We start from the raw sequence: 21,342 nt of genomic DNA on the forward strand, positions 1-21,342 counted from the left end.
GGCGCTGCTCACGGCAAAAGGACATGTGGCATGCTCACCAGGAAACAACATGAGCTTTTGCTGTTTATCGATAGTCATCTGCGCCGGACGGGCTTTTCCCCCTCCTTCGATGAAATGAAGGACGCGCTTGGCCTGCGCTCCAAATCCGGCATTCATCGCCTCATTTCAGCGCTGGAGGAGCGTGGATTCCTGCATCGCAGGCATCATCGGGCCCGTGCGCTCGAGATCCTGCGCCTGCCCGACATCGATCCGCCGCCGCCCCGCCCCGCCGATTCGCCCCAGCCCGTGCCTGATATGCCTGCCCCTGAACAGATCGCCGCGGTGATGGATGTGCCCTTCGTGGGGCGTATTGCCGCAGGCAATCCCATCGAGGCCATCACCCCCGAGACCACCCGCATCACCGTGCCCGCCGACATGCTGGGCAAGGCCAGCCATTACGCGTTGGAAGTGACGGGCAACTCGATGGAGGAAGCGGGTATTCTTGATGGTGACATGGTCATCATCCGTGAACAGAACCACGCAAACGACGGCGAGATCGTGGTAGCGCTGATTGATGGCGATGAAGTCACCCTCAAGCGCATCCGCCACCAAGGCAGCGAAATTGCGCTGATCCCGGCCAATAGTGCGTATGATACCCGGCTTTTCCCGGCGGAGCGTGTGTACATACAGGGCACGCTGGCGGGCCTGATCCGGCGCTATTAAGCGGGCAGCCTCAACGTTTTAAGGTGCCACCTTTCTTTCAAAAAAGGTGGTGTTCTTATCACGGCACGATATCACGCCATGGCGGCAGCAGGGTGGCCAGTTGCGCCACCGCTTCCGGCCCCATGGGCGTCATGGGTGGGAACTGCGCCAGAATACGGACCTGCCCGTGGCGCATGATGGCATCGCGCCCCACGGGTTCGAGCGGGCCATTCAGGATCACGCCTGCCACACGCAACCCGCGTGCGCGCAGGGCGGCAAGGCTGAGCAGCGTGTGGTTGATCGTGCCCAGCGTGCTGCGTGCAACCAGCACCACCGGCAGCGCCAGCCGCGCCATCAGGTCGATCATCAGGTAATCGGGGGCGATCGGCACAAACACGCCCCCTGCCCCTTCCACCACCAACGGGCCTGCGGATGGGTCATGATGTGGCAGGGCAATGCCGGCCGGGTCGATGCGGGCATGGGCCTGTCGCGCCGCATCCTCGGGCGAGAGGGATGCCCCGAAACTTGCCGCAGGCGGATAGAGCCGCATGGCATCAATCCCCGCCAGGTGGCGCAGGCTCGTGCTGTCGGATGGCGCATCATCCGTGCCGCTTTGCAGCGGCTTCCAGTAAGCAGCATTCCAGGCCCGCACGAGAGCGGCGGAGGCGACGGTCTTGCCCACATCCGTATCCGTGCCGGTCACGAACACACCGGGCCATGGTGCACGATGGAACTGCCCGTACGCCACATGATACGATATGGCAAAAGGCGCATCCCCCGCACCTGCCGCGGCCAGTACCCGCCGCAGGCCAGCCGTATGGGGGCTGTCCGTATGGGTTGCACCGATCGCCCGGAGTTCGCGCACGAAGGCCAGTGGCGAAGCGGGCGTATCAATGAGTTCAGCATCCTCCCACAGCCCTGCGCCACAATCGGGCCATTCGGCCTGCAACGTGGCGCAGGACGGGTAATCGGCCATCGGGCACGTCCTGTCCACGGCCCTGTAGGCGGCCCGCCACTGGCGAAAGCTGCCCGCGCACAGGGTTGCCAGCGCCATATGCCCCCCCGGCGCCAGCAGGCGGGCCAGCGCGGCGAGGGCTGTCTTGCGATCGGCAAACCACTGCATGGCCAGGCTGGAGCAGATCAGGTCGAACGGGCCGGTCAGGTCTGGCGCTTCGCCATCCATGCGGCGCAGCACGAGTTGCCCGTCATCGGGCATGCGCTGGGCCAGGCGTTGCAGCATGCCCGGCGCGATATCGGTGGCGGTGATGTGGGCATGAGGGAACAGACGGCGCAGTTCACGGGTCAGGAAGCCGGTGCCACAGCCAATTTCCAGAATGCGGCGCGGGGCATGAGGGTGCATGCCAGCGGCAATGCGCCGGGCCAGTTCGGCGGCGGCAATGCGCTGGATGCGGGCCGCCTGCTCATAATTCCGCGCTGAGTCGAAACCGGCGGCAATGCTGTCCTTGCGCGTCATGATGGCGTTATCCGTCTGGCCATGGTGGTGATGGCATCCGCGCAGGCCGTGGCATGCGTGAGCGGAAGCAGGTGGCCGCCTTCCAGCCATTGAAGGGAGGAGGCAGGAAAACAGGCCCTGGTCAGCGCCGGGGGCGCAATGGCATCCTGCGTGCCCGCCATGACATGAACGGGGCATGTCGTGCGCTGCAGGTCGGCCCGGCAATCCATGTCCATCAGGGCCTCGAGCCCGGTTTCGAGCCGGTCGCGCACAATCGGCTCAGGCACCGGCGAATTAATGCCCGCGCGCAGGCGGAAGCTGTGCAGCAATCCCTGTGGCGCGCGCAGCAGTCCCTGCCGCATGCGTTCGATCACGCGCCGTGCAATGCCAGCCGTAAAATCCGGCCCGGCCCCGAACCGGCTGAAGCCGTTGATCAGGATCAGGCCCCGGCACAGCGGGCCATGGTGGCGCAGAAGCCATAACGTGCCCAGTGAATGCCCGACTCCGATATAGGGCTCCTGCGGCAGTTCCATATGGGCGCGCGGGGCAAAGAAGCCGAAGTCGAGGCAACGCGTGCGCGTCTTGCCAAGGGCCGCGCGGGTCGCGGCCCAGAAGGTGGGGTCGAAGGCCCAGCCATGCACGAAGGCCAGCGGCAGGGTGGCGCTCATGCTGCGCTCTGTTGCAGGGCCAGCGGAATGGCTGTGGCGAGTTGGTCGATCATGGCATCGGTATGGGCCGCACTCAGTGCCAGGCGGATGCGGCTGCCATTGGGCGGCACCGTGGGCGGGCGTATGGCGGCGGCAAGCAGGCCCTGTGCCTCAAGGCTTGCGGCAAAGCGCAGGGCGCGCGCGGCGTCGCCGAGCATGATCGGCACGATCTGCGTGGTCGAGGGTTCGGGCGACAGGCCGCAACCGCGCACCACGTCGCGGATATGGGCTGCGTTGCGGGCCAGCCGGGCGCGTTCTCCATCCAGATGGGGCACGCATTCAAGGGCCGCATCCATCGCGCCGAGCATGGCCGGCGGCGGGGCGGTGGTGAACACAAAGCCCGAGCAGGCATTGACCAGCCAGTCACACAACGCACGCGAGCCGGTTACGAATGCGCCAAACCCACCCAGCGCCTTACTGAACGTGCCCATGACCAGATCGATCTCATGCCCCGCGCACAGGCCGCGCCCCTGTGGGCCAAGCACGCCGGTGGCATGGGCTTCATCCACGTAGGTAAAAGCGCCGTGTTGCCGCGCCAGCGCGCTGAGGCGGCCGATGTCGGTGCGGTCGCCGTCCATGCTGAACACACTTTCCGTCACGATGATCCGCAGGCCCGGCTCATCGGCATGGCGTCGCAGCAGGCTTTCCAGATGATCAAGGTCGTTGTGCCGGAAGCGGATCTGCCGCACGCCGGCCGCCATGCAGCCATGGTGCAGGCTGGCATGGTTCAGCCGGTCGGCAAAGACCAGCGGGGGCGTGCCCTGATCGGCCGCCAGCCGCAATATGGCCGCCAGTACCGACGCATTGGCCTGCCACCCGCTGGCCAGCAGCAGTGCCGCTTCCGCCCCCTTGAAGGCCGCGAGGCGCGCTTCCACCGCCATATGCTTCGCACTCGTACCGGTCACGAGCCGCGAGGCGCCAGCACCTGTTCCATCCTCCTGCAGCCACTGCGCCGCGCGGGCGGCAAGGGCGGGGTGATGTGACAGGCCGAGATAATCATTGGATGAGAAATTGACCAGCGCGCGCCCGTCACGGATAACGGTGACCGGCCCGGTCTGGCGCACGGGGCGCAGCACGCGGCGGATATGACGCTGCGCCATGTGGTCAAGCGCGGTCTGGAAAAGGGTGTCAAAACTGGCCATGAAGCGCATTCTCCTGCCGGAGCCTGCCGCCCCGGTCAATCCCGCCAATGCAATATCACGGAGACAGCGCATGAGTGGACCTGAATGGCTGGAGCGGGGCATGCAGCATGTCTGGCTGCCCTACGCGCAGATGCAGACCACCCTGCCCCCATTGCCCGCCACCCGCACGCAGGGCTGCACCATCACGCTGGCCGATGGCACGGAACTGCTTGATGGCATCGCCTCGTGGTGGACCGCCTGTCATGGCTACAACCACCCCCATATCCGCGCCGCGATGATGACCCAGCTCGAGCGCATGCCGCATGTCATGTTTGGCGGCCTGGTCAATGAACCGGCGCTGACGCTGGCGGCCCGCCTTGCCAGCCTGCTGCCCGGTGACCTGGAGCGGGTGTTCTTTACGGATTCCGGCTCGGTCGCGGTCGAGGTGGCCATGAAGATGGCCATCCAGTACTGGCTCAACCAGGGCCAGACCGGGCGGACAAAGCTGCTGGCCTTCCGCGGCGGCTATCATGGCGATACGATCGCCACCATGGCCGTGTGCGACCCGGAGGAAGGCATGCACAGCCTCTATAACGGCGCGCTGCCCACGCATTTCATTGCCGACCTGCCGGTCGATGCCGCCAGCACCGCAGCCCTTGATGCCCTGCTGGCACAAAACGCAGGCAGCATTGCCGCCATCATCACCGAACCGCTGGTGCAGGGCGCGGGCGGCATGCTGTTTCATGCGCCCGAAGTGCTGCGCACCTTGCGCACGCTGGCCGACCGCCATGGCGTGCTGCTCATCCTTGATGAAATCTTTACCGGCTTTGGCCGCACCGGCAAGATGTTCGCCTGCGAGCGGGCCGGGATCGTGCCGGACATCATCACGCTTTCAAAGGCATTGACCGGGGGCACGATGGCGCTGGCCGCTACCGTTGCGCGCAGGCATGTATTCGAGGCTTTTTTGTCTGATGATCCGCTGCATGCGCTCATGCATGGGCCGACCTTCATGGCCAATGCCCTGGCCTGCGCCTGCGCCAATGCCTCGCTCAACCTGTTTGCAACCGAACCGCGCCTGCAACAGGTGGCCCGTATTGAAGCGCGGATGCGCGCCGAACTCGAACCCTGCCGCGCTCTGCCCCATGTGGTTGACGTGCGTGTCATGGGGGGCATTGGCGTGGTGGAACTGGACCACATACGTGACATGAATGCGCTCAAGACCGCCCTGATCGCGCAGGGCGTATGGGTGCGGCCCTTCCGTAACATCGTTTACCTGACGCCTGCCTTCACCATCACGCCAGCCGAACTCAGCCGCCTTTGCGCTGCAATCCACACGGTTCTGGAGGGCCTGCGGCCGGATCAGCGCTAGGCCATCACGGACTGATCTGGTATGGAAGCATATGACTTTTTTTCAGCATAGATCCTGGCGCATGACAAATCATGACAGCAAGCGGCAGATCGTACTGAAGATCCTGTCGGATGGTCAGGCGCGTTCCGTCAAGGAAATTGGCGACCTGTTTCCCGAACTCGGCACCTACCATGCCCGCCTGGCCCTGCAGGCCCTGCGCAATCAGGGGCTGGTTACGGTGGAAGATGCTCCGGGCGCAAGCGAGGGCCGCAAGCGCAAGGTCTGGCGACTGGTCAAGCCAGCCACCTGAATGAAATACCCCCCGCAGCCGCGCTGCGGGGGGCCCCGTTGATCAGGACGGGGTGGATTCCAGTTCTTCCTTCTTGCCCGCGGCGGGCTTGGCGCGGCTGCTGCGGCGCGGGGCGCGGGGTGCACGCGGCGCGGGAGCCGGTGCGGCTTCCGGGGCCGCGTCAATTGTGGGCTGGGGCGCGGTTTCCGCAGGTTCGATCACGGCAGGCTGCTCGGCTGCCGGCTCGGCGGGCTCATCCGCAGCATGATCGCTGGGCTGGCGGTTCTCGACAGGGCGCGGCTGCCGGTTGGACATGCGCTCCTGACGTTCCTGCTGGCTCTGCTGGGCCGCCTGCGTCATGGCGTTGAGAATACGGAAATAATGTTCGGCATGCTGGAAATAGGCTTCCGCCATGACGCGGTCGCCACTGCCGCTGGCGTCGCGGCCAAGCTGCAGGTATTTTTCAAACAGTTGCTGTGCCGTGCCCCGCACGCGCAGGTCCGGGCCATTGCTGTCGAATACATGGTTGCGGTTCAACGGGATCTGGCCATTGTTATGGCGTACGGTTCCACCACTGCTGCCGCCCGAACGATGGTGACGGCTCCGCATGCGTTTCATGTTCATAAGCTGTCGCAGCACTTTCCTGTTGCCGGTCGCTGGCGCTGCCCTGGACCGTGGGGCGGTCTCTGCCCGTCCCGTCTGTTGCCATGTTGATTGTCCGGCACGACACCGAACGCTGATCCCTGCGCATGGCGGAACCTGTCAAGGGTTCGGGTCGCCTGTATTTCTGTTTTGCAATCGGGATCGCCCGCGGGGAGTGGAACAGCAATCAATCCGCTTTTCGTTTTCCCTGCGTTCTGACAGTATAACCTGTGCTTTTCTTTCTGCCAAATTATTTTTTCACCACCAGCGCCCGCCCTATTCCGCCAAGATCGGGGCGTATTTCCAAAACGTCCAGTCCCGCCGCGCGCATGAGTGCGGGCACGCTCTGGTCCTGCCCGATGCCCAGTTCCAGCACGCCCAGGCCGCCGGGGGCCAGCAGGTCCGGCAGGATCTGGGCCAGGGCGCGATAGGCGACGAGCCCGTCCGGTCCGCCATCAAGCGCGCGCGCGGGTTCATGGGCCACCACATCGGGCATGAGGGTGGCCAGATCTCCGTGCGGAATATAGGGCGGATTGCTCAGCACGAGGTCAAACGGCCCCTCCACCCCATCGGCCCAGTTACAGCACAGCATGTTGCTGCGCGTGGCCAGTCCGTTACGCGTGGCATTAAAGCTGGCCAGGGCGGCCGCCTGCGGGTTGAGATCCGTGCCAATGCCATGGGCATGCGGGTATTCCGCCAGGATGGCCAGAAGCAGGCAGCCCGTGCCGGTGCCGATATCAAGCACGCGCAGCGGCGCATTACGGTCAGGCAGATGGTCGAGCACGGCCTCAACAAGGGTTTCGGTGTCGGCACGGGGAATGAGGGTTGCAGGCGACACCGCAAGGTCAAGCGACCAGAACCCGGCCTGCCCGGTAATATAAGCCATAGGCTCGTAACGCAGGCGGCGGGCCAGCACATGGGCAAAGCGTGCCTGCGCCGCCTCGCTCAGCGTATCGATGCGCAGCAGCCCGGCAAGGTCGGTCCGGGCCGCGTGGGCGGCGAGCAGGCGGGCCTCGCGCAAGGGGGCCTCGATGTTGGCTGCACGCAGTTGTTGCGTTGCCTCATGCAACATCTGGCGCAAATTTGTGGGTGCCGGTGTCATGGCATCTTTCATCGCCGCTGCTTTCCGTCATACTGAGGCATTATGTACCTGCCTGCCCCTTTATCGCGCCTTGTGCGCGTGTTCCTGACCGCCATGCTGTGCGCTGCCGCGTCCCCTGCCCTTGCCGGATCGTTCGATGTGAGAGACGACTATGGCAGTGGGGAGATTTCGGAATCCGAGCGCTTTTATGTCGATGAGCAGCTTGTTGCCACCTTTCACCTCGACGCGGACCATACCAGCCAGACGGTCCATGTTGATACGGCAATGGGGCGCCTCAACCACAGCTACGCCCTGTGTGGGGAAATCTACATTCGCCGCCCCAGTGGCAAGGTCGAGATCCATCAGGTCAGCGGCGAAGGCGTGCTGTATCATCCCGATGGTCACCATTTCGAGGCCATCGCCTCGCGCAATTTCACCGAGTTCTACCTTGTCGATGACAATGAGCCCGAAAGCGTCGAACGCCACCCCGGCCATAGCAGCCTGTGTGCCGCTCCCACGTCCTGAACGGGTATTTCCTCAGCCCTCATCCGCTGCAAGCAGGGCGGCCTGTTCTTCCTGCGTCAGGGCATCGACAAATTCATCGAGTTCACCCGCCATCACCCGGTCGATCTTGTAAAGCGTGAGCCCGATGCGGTGGTCGGTCACCCGGCCTTGCGGGAAGTTGTAGGTGCGGATGCGCTCGGAGCGGTCGCCCGTGCCCACCTGGGCACGCCGGTCGGCCGCGCGGGTTTCGTGGGCGGCAGCGCGGTTGCGCTCATACAGGCGCGCGCGCAATATCTTCATGGCCTTGGCGCGGTTCTTGTGCTGGCTTTTTTCCTCCTGCATCGCAACCACGATATTGGTGGGCAGATGGGTGATGCGCACGGCGCTCTCGGTCTTGTTGACGTGCTGCCCCCCTGCCCCGGATGCGCGGTAGACATCAATGCGCAGGTCGCCCTCATTAACCTCGACATCCACCTCTTCCGCCTCGGGCAGCACGGCCACGGTCACGGTGGAGGTATGGATGCGCCCCTGGCTCTCGGTTGCGGGCACGCGCTGCACGCGATGCACGCCCGATTCATATTTCAGCCGGGCAAACACGCCACGTCCGGTAATGCTGGCAATCCCCTCGCGCAGGCCGCCGAGTTCGGACTGGTCATATTCCAGAATCTCGAAGCGCCAGCCGCGCTGGTCGGCATAGCGCTGGTAGGCGCCAAACAGTTCGGCGGCGAACAGACCCGCCTCGTCACCACCCGCGGCGGGGCGGATTTCGAGGATGGCGCTGCGTTCATCCGCCTCGTCACGCGGCAGCATGGCGAGACGGATATCATGGCGCAGGGTCGGGATCTGCGTGCGCAGTTCGTCGAGTTCGGCCTGGGCAAGTTCGCGCATTTCGGGGTCGGCGAGCATCTGGCTGGCATCTCGCTCGGCTTCTTCCGCCCCGCGCAATGCGTTCACGCGCGTGACAATCGGCTCAAGCTCGGCATACTCGCGTGAGGCCTGCGTGAAATCACTGCCCGACAGGCCCTGGGCCAGAAGGGCCTGCAATTCCTCGCACCGGCCAACGATCCGGTCCAGGCGTTCGTCGAATTTTGACACGCTCAGCCCCCTGCGGCGCTTCCGGCCTGAAGGGCTGTGGCCACGCCATCGAAAGGCACCTCGGTCTGCTGTCCGCTATCAAGGTTCTTGAGCTGCACCACGCCGCGTGCAATCTCGTCGCTGCCAATCACCACGACATGCGACGCATTCATGCGGTTGGCGCGTTCCATGCGGCGTTTCATGTTGCCGCGATAGGATGTTTCCGCCCTAATGCCAGCCGCCCGCAGGCCCTGCAGCACGGTCAGGGAAGCAGCCTGCGCATCCGCACCCATCGGCACGACGGCAACCGGCCGCGGCTCGGCCGGAACATCCTCAAGCAGCATGGACAGGCGCTCGATCCCGCCCGCCCAGCCGATGGCCGGCGTGGCAGGGCCACCCATCTCGGCCACGAGGCCATCGTAGCGCCCACCAGCCAGCACGGTACCCTGCGCGCCAAGGCGCTCGGTTACGAACTCAAAGGCGGTATGGCCGTAATAATCCAGTCCCCGCACAATGCGCGGGTTTTCCCGAAAGCGCACGCCCATCGTGTCCAGCGTGCCGCGCAGCCCATCCCAGAATGCCTGGGCCTCGGGCGTGAGGAACTGGGCAATAGTAGGCGAATCCGCCACCAGCGCGCGATCCTGCGGGGCCTTGCTGTCAAGAATGCGCAGCGGGTTACGCTCCAGCCGGGCCTGGCTGTCAGCGGAGAGTTCGGCGCCGCGTTCGCTGAAATAGGCGATCAGCGCCGTGCGCCAGGCGTCGCGGCTGGCGCTGTCGCCCAATGTGTTGAGTTCCAGCACCACTTCATCGCCAATGCCGAGCGCGTGCAGCACATCGCGGCCCATGGCAATGACCTCGGCATCGGCCAGCGGCTCGGCAGCGCCCAGCAGTTCGGCGCCGATCTGGTGGAACTGACGGTAGCGCCCCTTCTGCGGGCGCTCGTAGCGGAACATGGGGCCGGCGTAGAACACCTTCTGCGGCAGGGACTGGGTCAGCCCGTTGGTGACCAGCGCGCGACAGATGGCTGCCGTGCCCTCGGGCCGCAGGGTCAGGGATTCACCGCCACGGTCCTCGAATGTGTACATCTCTTTCGAGACAACATCCGACGTATCGCCCAGCGAGCGCGAAAAGACCCGCGTATCCTCGAACACGGGGGTCGACCACTCATCAAACCCGTACAGGCCGACAATGCGGCGCGCGGTTTCCACTACATGGTTGAACCGCCTGCGTTCCTCACCAATCAGGTCATGGGTGCCACGAACGGGCTGTAAGCTGCTCACTACGCGATATTCCTGTCTTCACGCCGATGGGCCGCGCGCCCCTTGGCCGGGCACGCGGCATTTGTTTCAGTCCGTGGTGGACATGGTGGCCTCGCGGGCCATTTCCTCGGCGGGGGTGTTGTTGGCATCCGCCTTTTCCAGCACGGCCACCTTCTTTTCAACCAGCTCCACGATATGCTCGATCATGTCACCGGCGGGCATGGTGTGGTCCTGCTTGCCTGCGGAATAGACCATATGCCGGCCCGAACCGCCGCCGGTCACACCGATATCGGTCATCAGCGCCTCACCGGGGCCATTGACCACGCAGCCGATGATCGACAGCGTCATGGGCGTCTTGATATGGGCCAGGCGATCTTCCAGCGTCTGCACGGTCTCGATCACGTTGAAGCCCTGCCGCGCGCAGGACGGGCAGGAAATGATCTTCACGCCACGGTGGCGCAGCCCGAGCGACTTGAGAATATCCCAACCAACCAGCACTTCCTCTTCCGGCTCGGCCGAGAGCGAGACGCGCATCGTGTCACCCACGCCCGCCCACAAAAGGTTGCCCAGCCCGATGGAGGACTTGACCGTGCCCGCGCGCTTGCTCCCCGCCTCGGTAATGCCGATATGCAGCGGATGGTCGCATACATCGGCAAGCTGCTGGTAGGCCGCGACCGCCATGAACACGTCCGACGCCTTCACGCTGATCTTGAACTCATGGAAGTCATGATCTTCAAGGATCTTGGCGTGTTCGAGCGCGCTTTCCACCAAGGCTTCGGGGTTGGGCTCGCCGTATTTTTCCAGAAGGTGCTTCTCCAGCGAACCGGCATTGACGCCGATGCGGATGGAGCAGTTGTGGTCCTTTGCCGCCTTCACCACCTCGCGCACGCGCTCGGCGCTGCCGATGTTGCCGGGGTTGATGCGCAGGCATGCCGCCCCGGCCTGGGCGGCCTCGATGGCGCGCTTGTAGTGGAAGTGGATATCGGCCACGATCGGCACGTTCACTTCGCGCACGATCTCGGCGAGCGCCTTGGTGCTTTCCTCATCGGGGCAGGATACGCGCACGATATCCACGCCCGCGAGCTCGGCGCGGCGGATCTGCGCGATCGTGGCCTCGGCATCGGTGGTCAGCGTGTTGGTCATGGTCTGCACCGAAACCGGGGCATCACCACCGACCGGCACGCTGCCGACATGGATCTGCCGCGACTTGCGGCGTTCGATGTGCTGATAGGGACGATAGCTGCTCATTTCTGTGCCCTCCACATTAAGGCGGCGGTTGTGCTCCGGCCCGCCGTGGCGGGGCGTGGCACGGCCCGTTGGTCTGTTACATGCCGGTTCCCGGCATGGTGACCACAGTGTGGACCATGCCGTAGGAGACCCTTTTACTCTGGATTGATGTGCTGCGGGAGGGGCGGAGAGAGATTATTGCCGCCCCCTGTGGCGGTTGTGCCGCCTGACTGCATGGATGAAGGCATTGGCGGGTGGATATTTTCCGCCGGTGCGGCGTGCAGCACCGAGCCATCAGCCACGCCCGCCGGGCTGAGCGGAATATTGTGCCGCACTTCACCAATACGGCCGAGTGGCTGGGTCGTGACCCCGCCTGCCGCAAGTGTCAGGCCACCTGCATTGCCCACGGTCAGTTCCAGGCCGGACTGGCCCGGTGGCGTCTGCCATGTATCGCCAGCATGGAGCACATGCTCATACAGCACCGGACCGCCATGCTGGCGCACCTCCACCCAGGTCGTGGCCGATGCGTTCAGGGTCACGCTGTCAGTCGCTGTGGTAGCGGGTGCGGGCACTGCAGGCGCAGCCTGCTGGGCCAGCACGTTACGGTCCTCGCCCATTTTCTCAAGCGGCTGCGGGGGGGCAGCCGGTGCTGGCATGGGCGGGAGCACTGCCGCTGGTGGCAGCGTGGCGGGCACCCCGGTCAGCGCATCACGCTCCTGCGGTGGCAGGGGCTGCGGCGCGGGCCGTTCATCTGCAGGCGGCAGCACGGAGGCCACCTGCGGCGACGCGGTCGTGCCCGATGACAGGCCCGGCAGGGTCAGCTTGGCCGGAAGGTCGTGAATGCCCTGCGAACCGGTCAGCTTGTACCATCCGGCATAGGCACCCACCAGGATGACGAGGCCGCACAGCAGGAGCACGCCGGTTGGCAGCCCCCGGTCAGGCAGGGGCACGGGAAAGGACAGTTCGGCCCTGCGGGTGAAGGCCCCGCGGCTTTCTATCTTGAAGCGTTCGACAAGCTGTTCGCCTTCCAGCCCCAGCGCATTGGCGTAGCTGCGCAAAAAACCGATGGCATAGGCCGAGCCGGGAAGTTCGCCGGGGCGTCCATCCTCAAGGGCCTGCAGGTAAGGCAGGCGGATGCGCAGCCATGCCGCGACATCAGGCAGGTTCCAGCCCAGTTCCTCGCGGCGCGCGCGCAGCATGTCGCCTACCGAGGCGATGGAAGTGACGCCGGGTGCCGACGCGGGCGTGTCCGGCGTTACCTTGCCGCGGAAAATGCGCTTGCCATCAGTCATCCGTAGCGGGCCCTCTCTTCCTGACGGATCAGGGCATCGATGGCCTGATCGACCAGCTGATTGATAATTTCGCTGACCGGCTGCTCTGCGGTGATCATGCCCACGGACTGCCCGGCCATGACCGATCCGTTCTCCACATCGCCATCAATCACGGCGCGGCGCAGGGCGCCCGCCCAGAAATGCTCGATATCAAGCTGGGCGGCTTCCTTGGTCAGTTCACCACCCTGGAAGCGGCGCAGCGTTTCCGCCTGGTGCTGCATGAAGCGCCTTGTGCCGGCATTGTTCAGCCCCCGCACCGGAATGACCGGAAAACGCTCGTCAAGCTGCACCGATGTCACGGCATCACGCGCGTTGGCGCGGATGAAGGCCTTCTTGAAGTTTTCATGCGCGATGCTCTCGCGTGAGGCGGCAAAGCGCGTGCCAAGCTGCGCGCCCGATGCGCCCTGTTCAAGGTAGGACAGGATCGCATCCCCCCGCCCCAACCCGCCTGCCACAAACACCGGCACGTCATGGATATGGGGCAGGATTTCCTGCGCCAGCACCGTCAGCGACACGGGACCGACATGCCCGCCCGCTTCCGATCCCTCGATCACCAGCGCATCGACGCCCAGCCGCACCAGCCGCTTGGCCAGCACGAAGGCGGGCGCGAACGCAATGACCTTCGCACCCCCGTCCTTGATGGCGCGGATGACCGGCCCGGACGGAATGCCACCTGCCAGCACGACATGGGTAATGCCTGCCCTGATGCACACCTGCACCAGATCATCAAGCCGGGGGTGCATGGTGATCAGGTTCACGCCAAAGGGCTTCTTGGTCAGGGCCTGTGTCGCGGCAATTTCCTCGGCCAGGCGATCAGGTTCCATCGCGCCGCAGGCCAGCACGCCAAAGCCGCCCGCGTTGGAAATGGCCGAGACGAGGTTACGCTCGCTCACCCATGACATTGCCCCTGCCAGCAGCGCGTATTCGCTACCCAGAAAGCGCGTGCCCCGCCCCCACAGGTGATCGAGCCGGGCGCGGGCCTCGGCGCGGCGCGCGGGGTCGGTCAGGACGGACGGGGCATCAGGGGTGGCGGCCATGGTCGTGCTCACGCCGCATCCAGCCCATAGGCGGTATGGAGCGCACGCACGGCCAGCTCGGTATATTCGGCGGCGATCAGCACCGAGACCTTGATCTCGCTTGTCGAGATGACCTGCACGTTGATGTTGCGCTCGGCCAGGGTGCGGAACATGGTGCTGGCCACACCGGCATGCGAGCGCATGCCAACGCCCACGACGCTGATCTTGACCACGCTGTCATCGGTCTGCAGTTCGGCGTAGCGGGTGGTGGCGCGCGTGTTTTCCAGCACCGAGATGGTGCGCGCGAGGTCGGTCTTGCCAATGGTGAAGGTCATGTTGGTCATGCCGTCATCGCCGGTGCTCTGCACGATCATGTCCACGTTCACATTGGCATCGGCCAGCGGGCCGAACACGGCGGCGGCAATGCCTGGCCGATCGGGAAGCTGGCGGACGGAAACCTTCGCCTCGTCCCGGGAGTAGGCAATTCCGGCGACCTGTTCCTGTTCCACGATTTCGTCCTCATCCACGACTAATGAACCGGGCAGATGCCCTTCCGATGGTGCTGGCCCGTCATTGAAACTGGAGAGCACCTGCACGCGCACGCGCTTCTTCATGGCCAGTTCCACGCTCCGGGTCTGGAGTACCTTGGCGCCGACCGACGCCAGCTCCAGCATCTCCTCATAGGTGATGCGGTCCAGCTTGCGTGCCTTGGTAACAATACGCGGATCGGTTGTATAGATTCCGTCCACATCCGTGTAGATGTCGCAGCGATCCGCCTTCAGTGCCGCAGCCAGCGCCACGGCCGAGGTATCGGAACCGCCACGGCCCAGCGTGGTGATGCGCCCGTCTTCCCCAATGCCCTGAAAACCGGCCACGACCGGCACCTGGCCCGCGCGCATGCTTTCGATCAGCGCCGTGCCGTCGATTGATTCGATGCGGGCCTTGCCGTGGGCGTTATCGGTGCGCAGCGGGATCTGCCAGCCCAGCCAGGAGCGGGCGTTGATGCCCAGCTTCTGCAGCGCGATGGCCAGCAGCCCGCTGGTCACCTGCTCGCCGGTGGAAACGACGGCATCGTATTCGCGTTCATCATGCGTTGCGGAAAGATCGCGGCAGTAACCGACAAGGCGGTTGGTCACGCCAGACATGGCGGAGACCACAACGGCAACCTCGCATCCGGCCTCGACCTGTTTCCGGACTTTTTCCGCCACGGCCCGAATCCGCTCAAGATCAGCAACGGAAGTGCCGCCGAATTTCATCACGATCCGTGGTACGGTAGGGGACATCGGAATAATGGCTCCATTATGGCTCGGGCTTCAGCATATCCGGAACGGGGGCCTGTTGGCCAATCCGGGGCATTGCGTTATGCGCAAGCCGCGTCACATACATCTCCCCAGCTTCCGCGTCCAGCGGGAGAAAGCCAATTGAAAGGCGGTGCACCCATGCAGCATCACGATTCGACCGTCGTGTCGGCGGATTCCGTCGCCCCGGATGAAATCGCCCATTTCAGCGATCTCGCTGCCCGGTGGTGGGATCCCGCAGGCCCCATGCGCCCGCTCCACGCCATGAACGACCTGCGCACGGGCTGGGCCATGCGCCACCTGCCCGCCCCCGTGGCGGAGGATGGCACCCGGCGCACGCTGCTCGATATCGGCTGCGGCGCGGGGCTGGCCAGCGAAGCCTTTGCCCGCGCGGGCTTTGATGTGACCGGGCTTGATGCCTCGCAGGCGGCGATCACGGCGGGGCGGTTGCACCTGCGCCACCACCCCCTGCCCCAGTCCGCAGGCCCGCTGGCCTATCGTTGCGGCAGCGCGGAAGAACTGGTGGCCCATCATGCGCGCTTTGATGCGATTTCCGCCCTTGAGGTCATCGAGCACGTCACCGACCCGGCCGCTTTCCTGTGCATGCTGGGCAGCCTGCTCAAGCCGGGCGGGGCCATGGTGGTCTCGACCATGAACCGCACCTGGCGCTCGATGGCCATGGCCAAGATCGGGGCGGAATACGTGCTGCGCCTGCTGCCCGTGGGCACGCATGACTGGAAGAAGTTCATCACGCCCGCCGAGCTGGGCCAGTACGCCGCCCGCGCCGGCCTGCGCGTGACCGATGTGGCGGGCATGGTGCCCGGCCTGGGCGGCTGGCGCGAGAGCCGTGACATGGCGGTAAACTACATCGCAGCCCTCGTGCGCGACTGAGGAAGCCGCGCGCCCGTTGGGGTCAGGCCACTCAGATCGTGTTCATGAACGCGAAGGTGGTCGGACTGCCCACCGGGGTGAAGTTCCATGTAAAATCGAGCACGCCGGTCTGGGCATTGGCCTTGAAGGACGTGACCGAATCACTGCGCTGGTTGGCACAGAACAGGAAGGTGCCGCTGGGGTCGAACATCATGGCGCGGCCATAATCGGCATGCATCCAGATTTCTTCCACCAGGTTGAGCGTGCCGTCATCGTTCACGTGGAAGCTGGCCAGCGAATCGCCCAGCCGGTTCGACACGTACAGATATTTGCCGTTGGGCGAGAGCAGGATGCCCGCCGCCAGCGTGCTGCCGCGGAAATGCGGGGTAACGGTGCTCACGGTCTGCTGCGGCACGATCTCGCCGGTCTGCGGGTTGAAGGTGGCGGCGACCACTTTCGAATCCTGCTCGCCCAGGATGTAGATCATCGTTCCTTTCTCGTTGAAGGAGAAATGGCGCGGGGCGGAACCCGGCGTCATGGCGATGAAGGGTGTCTTGGCGGGCACGAGGCGGCCGGTATGCAGGTCGAGCGTCCAGACATAGACCCGGTCCAGCCCGGCATCACAGGCCAGCACGTAACGGCCCGAGGGGTCGGAAGCCACCATGTGCACATGCGCCATGGAATGATCGCTGATGGCGAAGTTGCCCGGCGGGTTGTCCGCCGCGCGATCGGGCATGCGCGGGCCGGTGTTGTGCACGACATCGGTCGGGTCGCCAAGGCTGCCATCGGGGTGGATGGGCAGCACGCCAACCGTGCCGCCCATGTAATTGGCCACCAGCACGTATTTGCCCGAGGCATGGATGCTCAGATGCGCGGGCACGGCACCGCCTGAACGCATGACGTTGAGCTTGGTCAGTTCCCCGCTCGAGCGGTTGACCGAGAACGCGGTGACGCAGCCTTCCTTGTTGGCATTGAAATCATCGATTTCGCTCAGGGCGTAGAGATGCCTGAAATCGCTGGACATGGCCATGAAGGACGGGCTGGCGATATCCACATAGGTCATGAGCGGGGAAAGGCTGCTGGTATCGGGGTTCATCTCGAACACCGATATGCCCTGCCCGTTGCCCGCCCCGCCAGGGGGGCCGTGCTGGGTGTAGCCGCCAATGTAGCAGATGGTGCGGGGCTTGTTGCCCGGCGCGGTCTGCGCCACGGCGCGGCGGGAGAGTATGGGCACGCTGGCCGCCAGGGCGGTGGCGAAGGTGCGGCGTGAAAGGGTGGTGCTCATGACAGAAAGGACGATCCTGGTCAGTTGGAACTGTTTTTATTGCTTGCTACGGCAGTCTGCACGCAGGGCCGATATCTCCGGTATAGCGGGTCCATGTTTCGGTTTCACCAAATAAAGGCACCGCCACGAAGCCACGCAGCTTCAGGTCGCCTGATTGCGAGACCCACAGCTTGGCATGGTACACATGCCCGGTATCCGGATCGGTGACATGGCCATTCCAGTGCCCCTTCGTCTCGGGGTCAGGCGTAAACCCGTTGAGCATGGGCAGGTTGCATTCAGGCTCGCCCCGTTTGTCGCGCGGCATGTCGGTGGTGTAGCGCAGCCCTGCCAGCCTTCCGCACACTTCCTGCCCGCACTGGCTGATCTCGAACACGCCATCATGGTCCTTGGTCATCCACCGGCCAATAATGTCCGCCCCTTCGGCATGGGCAGCGACGGGGGACGCCAGCCCGACCGCCATGGCACATAACGCGGTCATGGCCGGCAGGGCGAACGCCCGGAGGATGCGGCCACCCTTCTGGCGCAGGGTCATGTTCCGTTTTGTGTCGTGCATCTTGAATCGTTCCCCCGACATGGCGCGCATTCCGGTCAGTGCCCCGGAGCGCGCTTGCGTCTACCCTCTAGCTGTCAGCACGCCGGACCCATGGGATGGCGTGGATTTCAACCCCCGCCTCATCAAGTTCGGCATGCTCCTCTTCCGTCATGCTACCATAAATGCCCCGGGCTTCACGCTCGCCACGATGCATGCCCAGAGCTTCCTCGGCAAAGCGGTCGCCCACGTCATCACAATGCGCCTCAACGGTGTCACGTATTTTCTGTAACAGGGCGAGCATGGTATCGGGCATGGCCTGTGGCGCATGGCCGGGTGGCGTGGACGTGGGCGCAGGCATGGGCGTAACGGGCGTGGTAGCGGCTTCAGCCTGCCGCGCGGGCATGCCCGTATGGACGGCGGGCGCCATGAGGGCGCGCGTTACATCGGGCGTGCCGCAATGCGGGCACGACAGCAGCCCGGCCGCGGCCTGCCGCTCGAACGCGGCGCTGCCGGGAAACCACCCTTCAAACTCATGCCCCGCGCCGCAGCGCAACTGATACCGGATCATGCCGTCATGTCAGTCCTTGCCAAGCAGGCCATCGAGCCGGCCTGCGCGTTCAAGCGCCATCAGCTCATCGCACCCACCAATGGGCGTGTTGTCGATGAAGATCTGCGGCACGGTGGTGCGCCCGCCCGAGCGGCTGATGGATTCCGCGCGCTCGGGCGTGCCGTAGGGGGCATCGATTTCGTTGAAGGAGACACCCTTCTGCTTCAGCAGCCGCACGGCGCGGATGCAGTAGGGGCAGCCGGGTTGGGTGTAGATATCGATTGCGGGCATTGAACCTTCACTTGGCTTGCGGGTTGATCCGCCACCCATAATCCGGGGCGAATGCGTCTGTCTCGGGTCATCCTATCCTATTGCGGCGCATGCTGGCCACTGGCACGCGCGGCGGCAAGCACATCAACCCGCGCAGCGCCCGCCGCAAGCAGGGGAACAGCGCAGGCCGCCAGCGTGGCGCCGGTGGTCATCACGTCATCCACCACGATGACATGCCGCCCCGACAGCGCGGGAATCCGCTCGGGCCGCACCGTAATCGCCCCATGCATGAGGTGCTGGCGCTGGCTGCGGCCCAGCCCTTCAAGCGGGCGGGTGGCGCGGATGCGCTCAAGCCCGTCGCACAGGGCCATGCCCCCCGCAAGACGCGCCAGCGCGCGGGCCAGAAGTGCTGCCTGGTTGTAGCGGCGGCCAAACAGCCGCAGGCGATGCAGCGGAACCGGCATGAAAAGGCTTTCCCCCGTCATGATGTCCCTCCCCGCCATGGCCATGTAACGCGCCAGCAGCGATACGTTTTCCGTGCGGTCGGCATATTTCAGCGGCAGGATGAGGCCGCGCGCGGTCTCATCATACATCATGGCGGCACGGGCTTCGCGCCACGGCGGCGGGTTCTGCTGGCATGTGGTGCAGGTCATGTCCGGCCCCGCGGCCGCGCGGGAGGAGAACGGCAGGGCGCAGCGGCGGCAGAAGGGCGGCGTAATCAGATGCATCTGCCCCACGCACGTCCCGCACAGATGCCCCGCCTGCGTCACCTCCGCCCCGCAGGCAAGGCAGCGGGGCGGAAACAGCAGGTCAAGCACCGGCGTTGCGGCCCTGCGCCACCACGGGGCGGAACGGGTCATCGGCTCACACGATCGTGGGCTTGGCAGGGCGCGGGCATGGGTTCAAACCAAGGGGCATGAGCCCGGATGTGCCGCAGATATTCGACCGCCATGCCGTCAGGTTGCACCGTGACCGCGCGGCGCGCGACGTGGCGGCGGTGCGCCCCGTTGTGGAGGAAGCCGCCACCCGCCTGCTCGACCGGCTTGATGATGTCACGCGCCCGTTCGCCACGGCGCTGGATATTGGCGGGCGTGGCGTTGTAAGCCCGATGCTGCGCGCGCGCGGCATCGAAACCCTTGCCGCCGATCTCTCGCCCCGCATGGCGGCCCTTGATGCCGGGCCTGCCGTGGCCATGGATGGGGAATGGCTGCCCTTTGCCCCGCACAGTTTCGATCTGGTGGTGGCGTGTCTTTCGCTGCACTGGGTTAATGACCTGCCGGGGCTGCTGGCGCAGGTACGCACTGTTCTGGCGCCGGATGGGCTGTTCCTGGCCTGCATGCCGGTCCTGCCCACGCTGGGCGGGCTGCGCACGGCGCTGATGGAAGCCGAGATGGCGCAGCGCGGGGGTGTCTCGCCGCGCGTCTCGCCCTTTCCCGGCCTGCGCGACTGCGCGGCCCTGCTGCAACGCGCGGGGTTTGCCCTGCCGGTGGCCGATGCGGATGTGATCGAACTGAGTTACGCAACCCCCATGGGCCTGCTGGCCGACCTGCGCCACGCAGGCGAGACCAATGCCCTGTGCCAGCGCGCGCGTGGCCTGACATCCCCTGCCCTGTTGACCGAGGCGCTTGACCGCCTGCCGCGTGATGCCGATGGTGCCGTGGCACAGTCGCTGCACATCGCGGTCATGACCGGCTGGGCCCCTGCCCCCACGCAACCCCGGCCGCTGCGGCCCGGCCAGTTCAGCGTGAGCCTGGAGGAGGCGCTGCGCGGGCCACCGTAACATTCAGCCGCCCGTAACACTCATGTGGCGCCGCACGCGGGCGGGATCATCCGCATCGCGCCCGATCTCGAAATCATGCCCCTTCGGCTTGCGCAGGATGGCGGCGCGGACATGGTCCATCATCGCCGCATCATCCTCACCCGCGCGCAGGGGCGCGCGCAGGTCGGTCGAGCCTTCATGCCCAAGGCAGGTGTAAAGCCTGCCGGTGCAGGACAGGCGCACGCGATTGCAGCTTTCACAAAAATTATGGGTCATGGGCGTGATGAAGCCGATGCGCCGGTCCGTCTGGCCAATGCGGGCATAACGCGCGGGGCCGCCGGTGCGGTACGCCAGCGGTTGCAGCGTCCAGTTCTGCTCAAGCCTGCGGCGCACGGTCGAGAGTGGCAGGTAATGGTCGGTGCGGTCCTCGCCCGTCTCGCCCATGGGCATGGTCTCGATCAGGCACAGATCGGCGCCGATCTCGCCGCACCAGGCAATCAGCGTGTCGAATTCATCTTCATTCACGCCCGCCATGGCCACGGTGTTGATGCGCACGGCAAGTCCCGCCTCCCTCGCCGCGCGGATGCCATCGAGCGTGCGGGCAAGGTTGCCGCGCCGGGTGATGCGGGCAAAACGGGCGGGATCAAGCGAATCAAGGCTGACATTGACGCGGCGCACGCCACAGGCATGCAGGCCATCGGCAAATTCGGCCAGCCTGCTGGCATTGGTGGTGAGCGTGAGTTCATCAAGCCCCGGCTGGCCGGTATCGCGGTGCAGCCATTTACCCATTTCGTGGAAGAAGGACATGACATCGCGCCGCACCAGCGGCTCGCCTCCGGTCACCCGCAGCCTGCGCACGCCGTGGCGGATGAAGGCTGCGCACAGGCGCTCGAGTTCAGGCAGCGACAGGATTTCCGCCTTGGGCAGGAAGGTCATGTCCTCGGCCATGCAGTATATGCAGCGCATGTCGCACCGGTCGGTGACTGACACGCGCAGGTAGGTCAGCAGGCGGCCGTAGGAGTCGGGTAGCGGGGCATGGTTCATGCAG

At 65.2% G+C, this 21,342-nt stretch carries 23 protein-coding genes; 6 read left to right on the plus strand and 17 right to left on the minus strand.

The window, feature by feature from the left end; genetic code table 11:
* The first annotated feature begins 30 nt into the window (after positions 1–30).
* Complete coding sequence (gene lexA / locus QEG70_RS03340) at positions 31–702, plus strand: transcriptional repressor LexA (RefSeq protein ID WP_308719345.1); 672 nt, start codon at positions 31–33, stop codon at positions 700–702.
* A gap of 58 nt (positions 703–760) precedes the next feature.
* Here the strand turns inward: lexA and bioD are convergent, their stop codons facing one another.
* Genes bioD through QEG70_RS03355 form a run of 3 tightly spaced genes read right to left on the minus strand, consistent with a single transcriptional unit; the run spans position 761 to position 3,992 of the window.
* Positions 761–2,155, minus strand: coding sequence for a dethiobiotin synthase (gene bioD, locus QEG70_RS03345; protein WP_308719346.1), 1,395 nt, complete (start codon positions 2,153–2,155; stop codon positions 761–763).
* The gene (locus QEG70_RS03350) at positions 2,152–2,802 is read right to left on the minus strand and encodes an alpha/beta fold hydrolase (protein ID WP_308719347.1); all 651 of its coding nucleotides are present in this window, start codon (positions 2,800–2,802) and stop codon (positions 2,152–2,154) included. The genes bioD and QEG70_RS03350 overlap by 4 nt, the downstream gene beginning before the upstream one ends.
* A complete protein-coding gene (locus QEG70_RS03355; RefSeq protein ID WP_308719448.1) occupies positions 2,799–3,992 on the minus strand; it encodes an aminotransferase class I/II-fold pyridoxal phosphate-dependent enzyme in 1,194 nt (397 codons plus the stop codon). Before QEG70_RS03355 ends, QEG70_RS03350 begins: the two co-directional genes overlap by 4 nt.
* A gap of 61 nt (positions 3,993–4,053) precedes the next feature.
* Between QEG70_RS03355 and QEG70_RS03360 the strand changes: the two genes are divergently transcribed.
* Positions 4,054–5,331 carry an adenosylmethionine--8-amino-7-oxononanoate transaminase gene (locus QEG70_RS03360; RefSeq protein ID WP_308719348.1) on the plus strand — a complete coding sequence of 426 codons (1,278 nt, stop codon included), beginning with the start codon at positions 4,054–4,056 and terminating at the stop codon, positions 5,329–5,331.
* A gap of 31 nt (positions 5,332–5,362) precedes the next feature.
* On the plus strand, positions 5,363–5,620 hold the full coding sequence (locus QEG70_RS03365) for a hypothetical protein (RefSeq protein WP_308719349.1): 258 nt from the start codon (positions 5,363–5,365) through the stop codon (positions 5,618–5,620).
* A gap of 42 nt (positions 5,621–5,662) precedes the next feature.
* Here the strand turns inward: QEG70_RS03365 and QEG70_RS03370 are convergent, their stop codons facing one another.
* Both QEG70_RS03370 and prmC read right to left on the minus strand, forming a co-directional pair.
* Complete coding sequence (locus QEG70_RS03370; protein WP_308719449.1) at positions 5,663–6,223, minus strand: DUF4167 domain-containing protein; 561 nt, start codon at positions 6,221–6,223, stop codon at positions 5,663–5,665.
* Positions 6,224–6,491: 268 nt separating this feature from the next.
* Complete coding sequence (gene prmC, locus QEG70_RS03375) at positions 6,492–7,355, minus strand: peptide chain release factor N(5)-glutamine methyltransferase (RefSeq protein ID WP_308719350.1); 864 nt, start codon at positions 7,353–7,355, stop codon at positions 6,492–6,494.
* Positions 7,356–7,385: 30 nt separating this feature from the next.
* On the opposite strand from prmC, the gene QEG70_RS03380 reads away from it, so the two are divergent.
* Positions 7,386–7,847, plus strand: coding sequence for a hypothetical protein (locus QEG70_RS03380; protein ID WP_308719351.1), 462 nt, complete (start codon positions 7,386–7,388; stop codon positions 7,845–7,847).
* Between the two features lie 12 nt (positions 7,848–7,859).
* Here QEG70_RS03380 and prfA read toward each other — a convergent pair whose 3' ends face one another.
* The 6 genes from prfA to QEG70_RS03410 all read right to left on the minus strand — a co-directional run bounded on the left by prfA (position 7,860) and on the right by QEG70_RS03410 (position 15,016).
* Positions 7,860–8,921 (minus strand): peptide chain release factor 1, encoded by a 1,062-nt coding sequence (prfA, locus tag QEG70_RS03385; RefSeq protein WP_308719352.1) that lies wholly within the window; start codon positions 8,919–8,921, stop codon positions 7,860–7,862.
* A 2-nt stretch (positions 8,922–8,923) separates the two neighbouring features.
* The gene (gene hisS, locus QEG70_RS03390) at positions 8,924–10,180 is read right to left on the minus strand and encodes a histidine--tRNA ligase (RefSeq protein WP_308719353.1); all 1,257 of its coding nucleotides are present in this window, start codon (positions 10,178–10,180) and stop codon (positions 8,924–8,926) included.
* A gap of 66 nt (positions 10,181–10,246) precedes the next feature.
* Positions 10,247–11,407 (minus strand): flavodoxin-dependent (E)-4-hydroxy-3-methylbut-2-enyl-diphosphate synthase, encoded by a 1,161-nt coding sequence (ispG, locus tag QEG70_RS03395; RefSeq protein ID WP_308719354.1) that lies wholly within the window; start codon positions 11,405–11,407, stop codon positions 10,247–10,249.
* Positions 11,408–11,541: 134 nt separating this feature from the next.
* Positions 11,542–12,678: a helix-turn-helix domain-containing protein gene (locus QEG70_RS03400; protein ID WP_308719355.1), complete on the minus strand. Its 1,137-nt coding sequence runs from the start codon at positions 12,676–12,678 to the stop codon at positions 11,542–11,544.
* The gene (locus tag QEG70_RS03405) at positions 12,675–13,754 is read right to left on the minus strand and encodes an NAD(P)H-dependent flavin oxidoreductase (RefSeq protein WP_308719450.1); all 1,080 of its coding nucleotides are present in this window, start codon (positions 13,752–13,754) and stop codon (positions 12,675–12,677) included. Before QEG70_RS03405 ends, QEG70_RS03400 begins: the two co-directional genes overlap by 4 nt.
* An 8-nt stretch (positions 13,755–13,762) precedes the next feature.
* Positions 13,763–15,016, minus strand: a complete 1,254-nt coding sequence (locus QEG70_RS03410; RefSeq protein ID WP_308719356.1) for an aspartate kinase — start codon at positions 15,014–15,016, stop codon at positions 13,763–13,765.
* 156 nt (positions 15,017–15,172) lie between these two features.
* Here QEG70_RS03410 and ubiG point away from each other — a divergent pair, with 156 nt between their 5' ends.
* Positions 15,173–15,922 (plus strand): bifunctional 2-polyprenyl-6-hydroxyphenol methylase/3-demethylubiquinol 3-O-methyltransferase UbiG, encoded by a 750-nt coding sequence (ubiG, locus tag QEG70_RS03415; protein WP_308719357.1) that lies wholly within the window; start codon positions 15,173–15,175, stop codon positions 15,920–15,922.
* A gap of 31 nt (positions 15,923–15,953) precedes the next feature.
* Here the strand turns inward: ubiG and QEG70_RS03420 are convergent, their stop codons facing one another.
* The 5 genes from QEG70_RS03420 to QEG70_RS03440 all read right to left on the minus strand — a co-directional run bounded on the left by QEG70_RS03420 (position 15,954) and on the right by QEG70_RS03440 (position 19,395).
* Entirely contained in the window at positions 15,954–17,186 is a 1,233-nt protein-coding gene (locus tag QEG70_RS03420; RefSeq protein WP_308719358.1) for a lactonase family protein, read from the minus strand.
* A 46-nt stretch (positions 17,187–17,232) separates the two neighbouring features.
* A complete protein-coding gene (locus QEG70_RS03425) occupies positions 17,233–17,739 on the minus strand; it encodes a DUF2147 domain-containing protein (protein WP_374762534.1) in 507 nt (168 codons plus the stop codon).
* Between the two features lie 67 nt (positions 17,740–17,806).
* Positions 17,807–18,286, minus strand: a complete 480-nt coding sequence (locus tag QEG70_RS03430; protein WP_308719359.1) for a DUF1178 family protein — start codon at positions 18,284–18,286, stop codon at positions 17,807–17,809.
* Between the two features lie 9 nt (positions 18,287–18,295).
* Positions 18,296–18,556 (minus strand): glutaredoxin 3, encoded by a 261-nt coding sequence (gene grxC, locus QEG70_RS03435; RefSeq protein ID WP_308719360.1) that lies wholly within the window; start codon positions 18,554–18,556, stop codon positions 18,296–18,298.
* A 77-nt stretch (positions 18,557–18,633) separates the two neighbouring features.
* On the minus strand, positions 18,634–19,395 hold the full coding sequence (locus QEG70_RS03440) for a ComF family protein (RefSeq protein WP_308719361.1): 762 nt from the start codon (positions 19,393–19,395) through the stop codon (positions 18,634–18,636).
* Between the two features lie 56 nt (positions 19,396–19,451).
* On the opposite strand from QEG70_RS03440, the gene QEG70_RS03445 reads away from it, so the two are divergent.
* Entirely contained in the window at positions 19,452–20,315 is an 864-nt protein-coding gene (locus QEG70_RS03445) for a methyltransferase domain-containing protein (RefSeq protein WP_308719362.1), read from the plus strand.
* Positions 20,316–20,318: 3 nt separating this feature from the next.
* Here the strand turns inward: QEG70_RS03445 and moaA are convergent, their stop codons facing one another.
* Positions 20,319–21,338 (minus strand): GTP 3',8-cyclase MoaA, encoded by a 1,020-nt coding sequence (moaA, locus tag QEG70_RS03450; RefSeq protein WP_308719363.1) that lies wholly within the window; start codon positions 21,336–21,338, stop codon positions 20,319–20,321.
* Positions 21,339–21,342: the final 4 nt, after the last annotated feature.

It is taken from the genome of Komagataeibacter xylinus (assembly GCF_031081985.1).
GTDB classification, from domain to species: Bacteria; Pseudomonadota; Alphaproteobacteria; order Acetobacterales; family Acetobacteraceae; genus Komagataeibacter; species Komagataeibacter xylinus_E.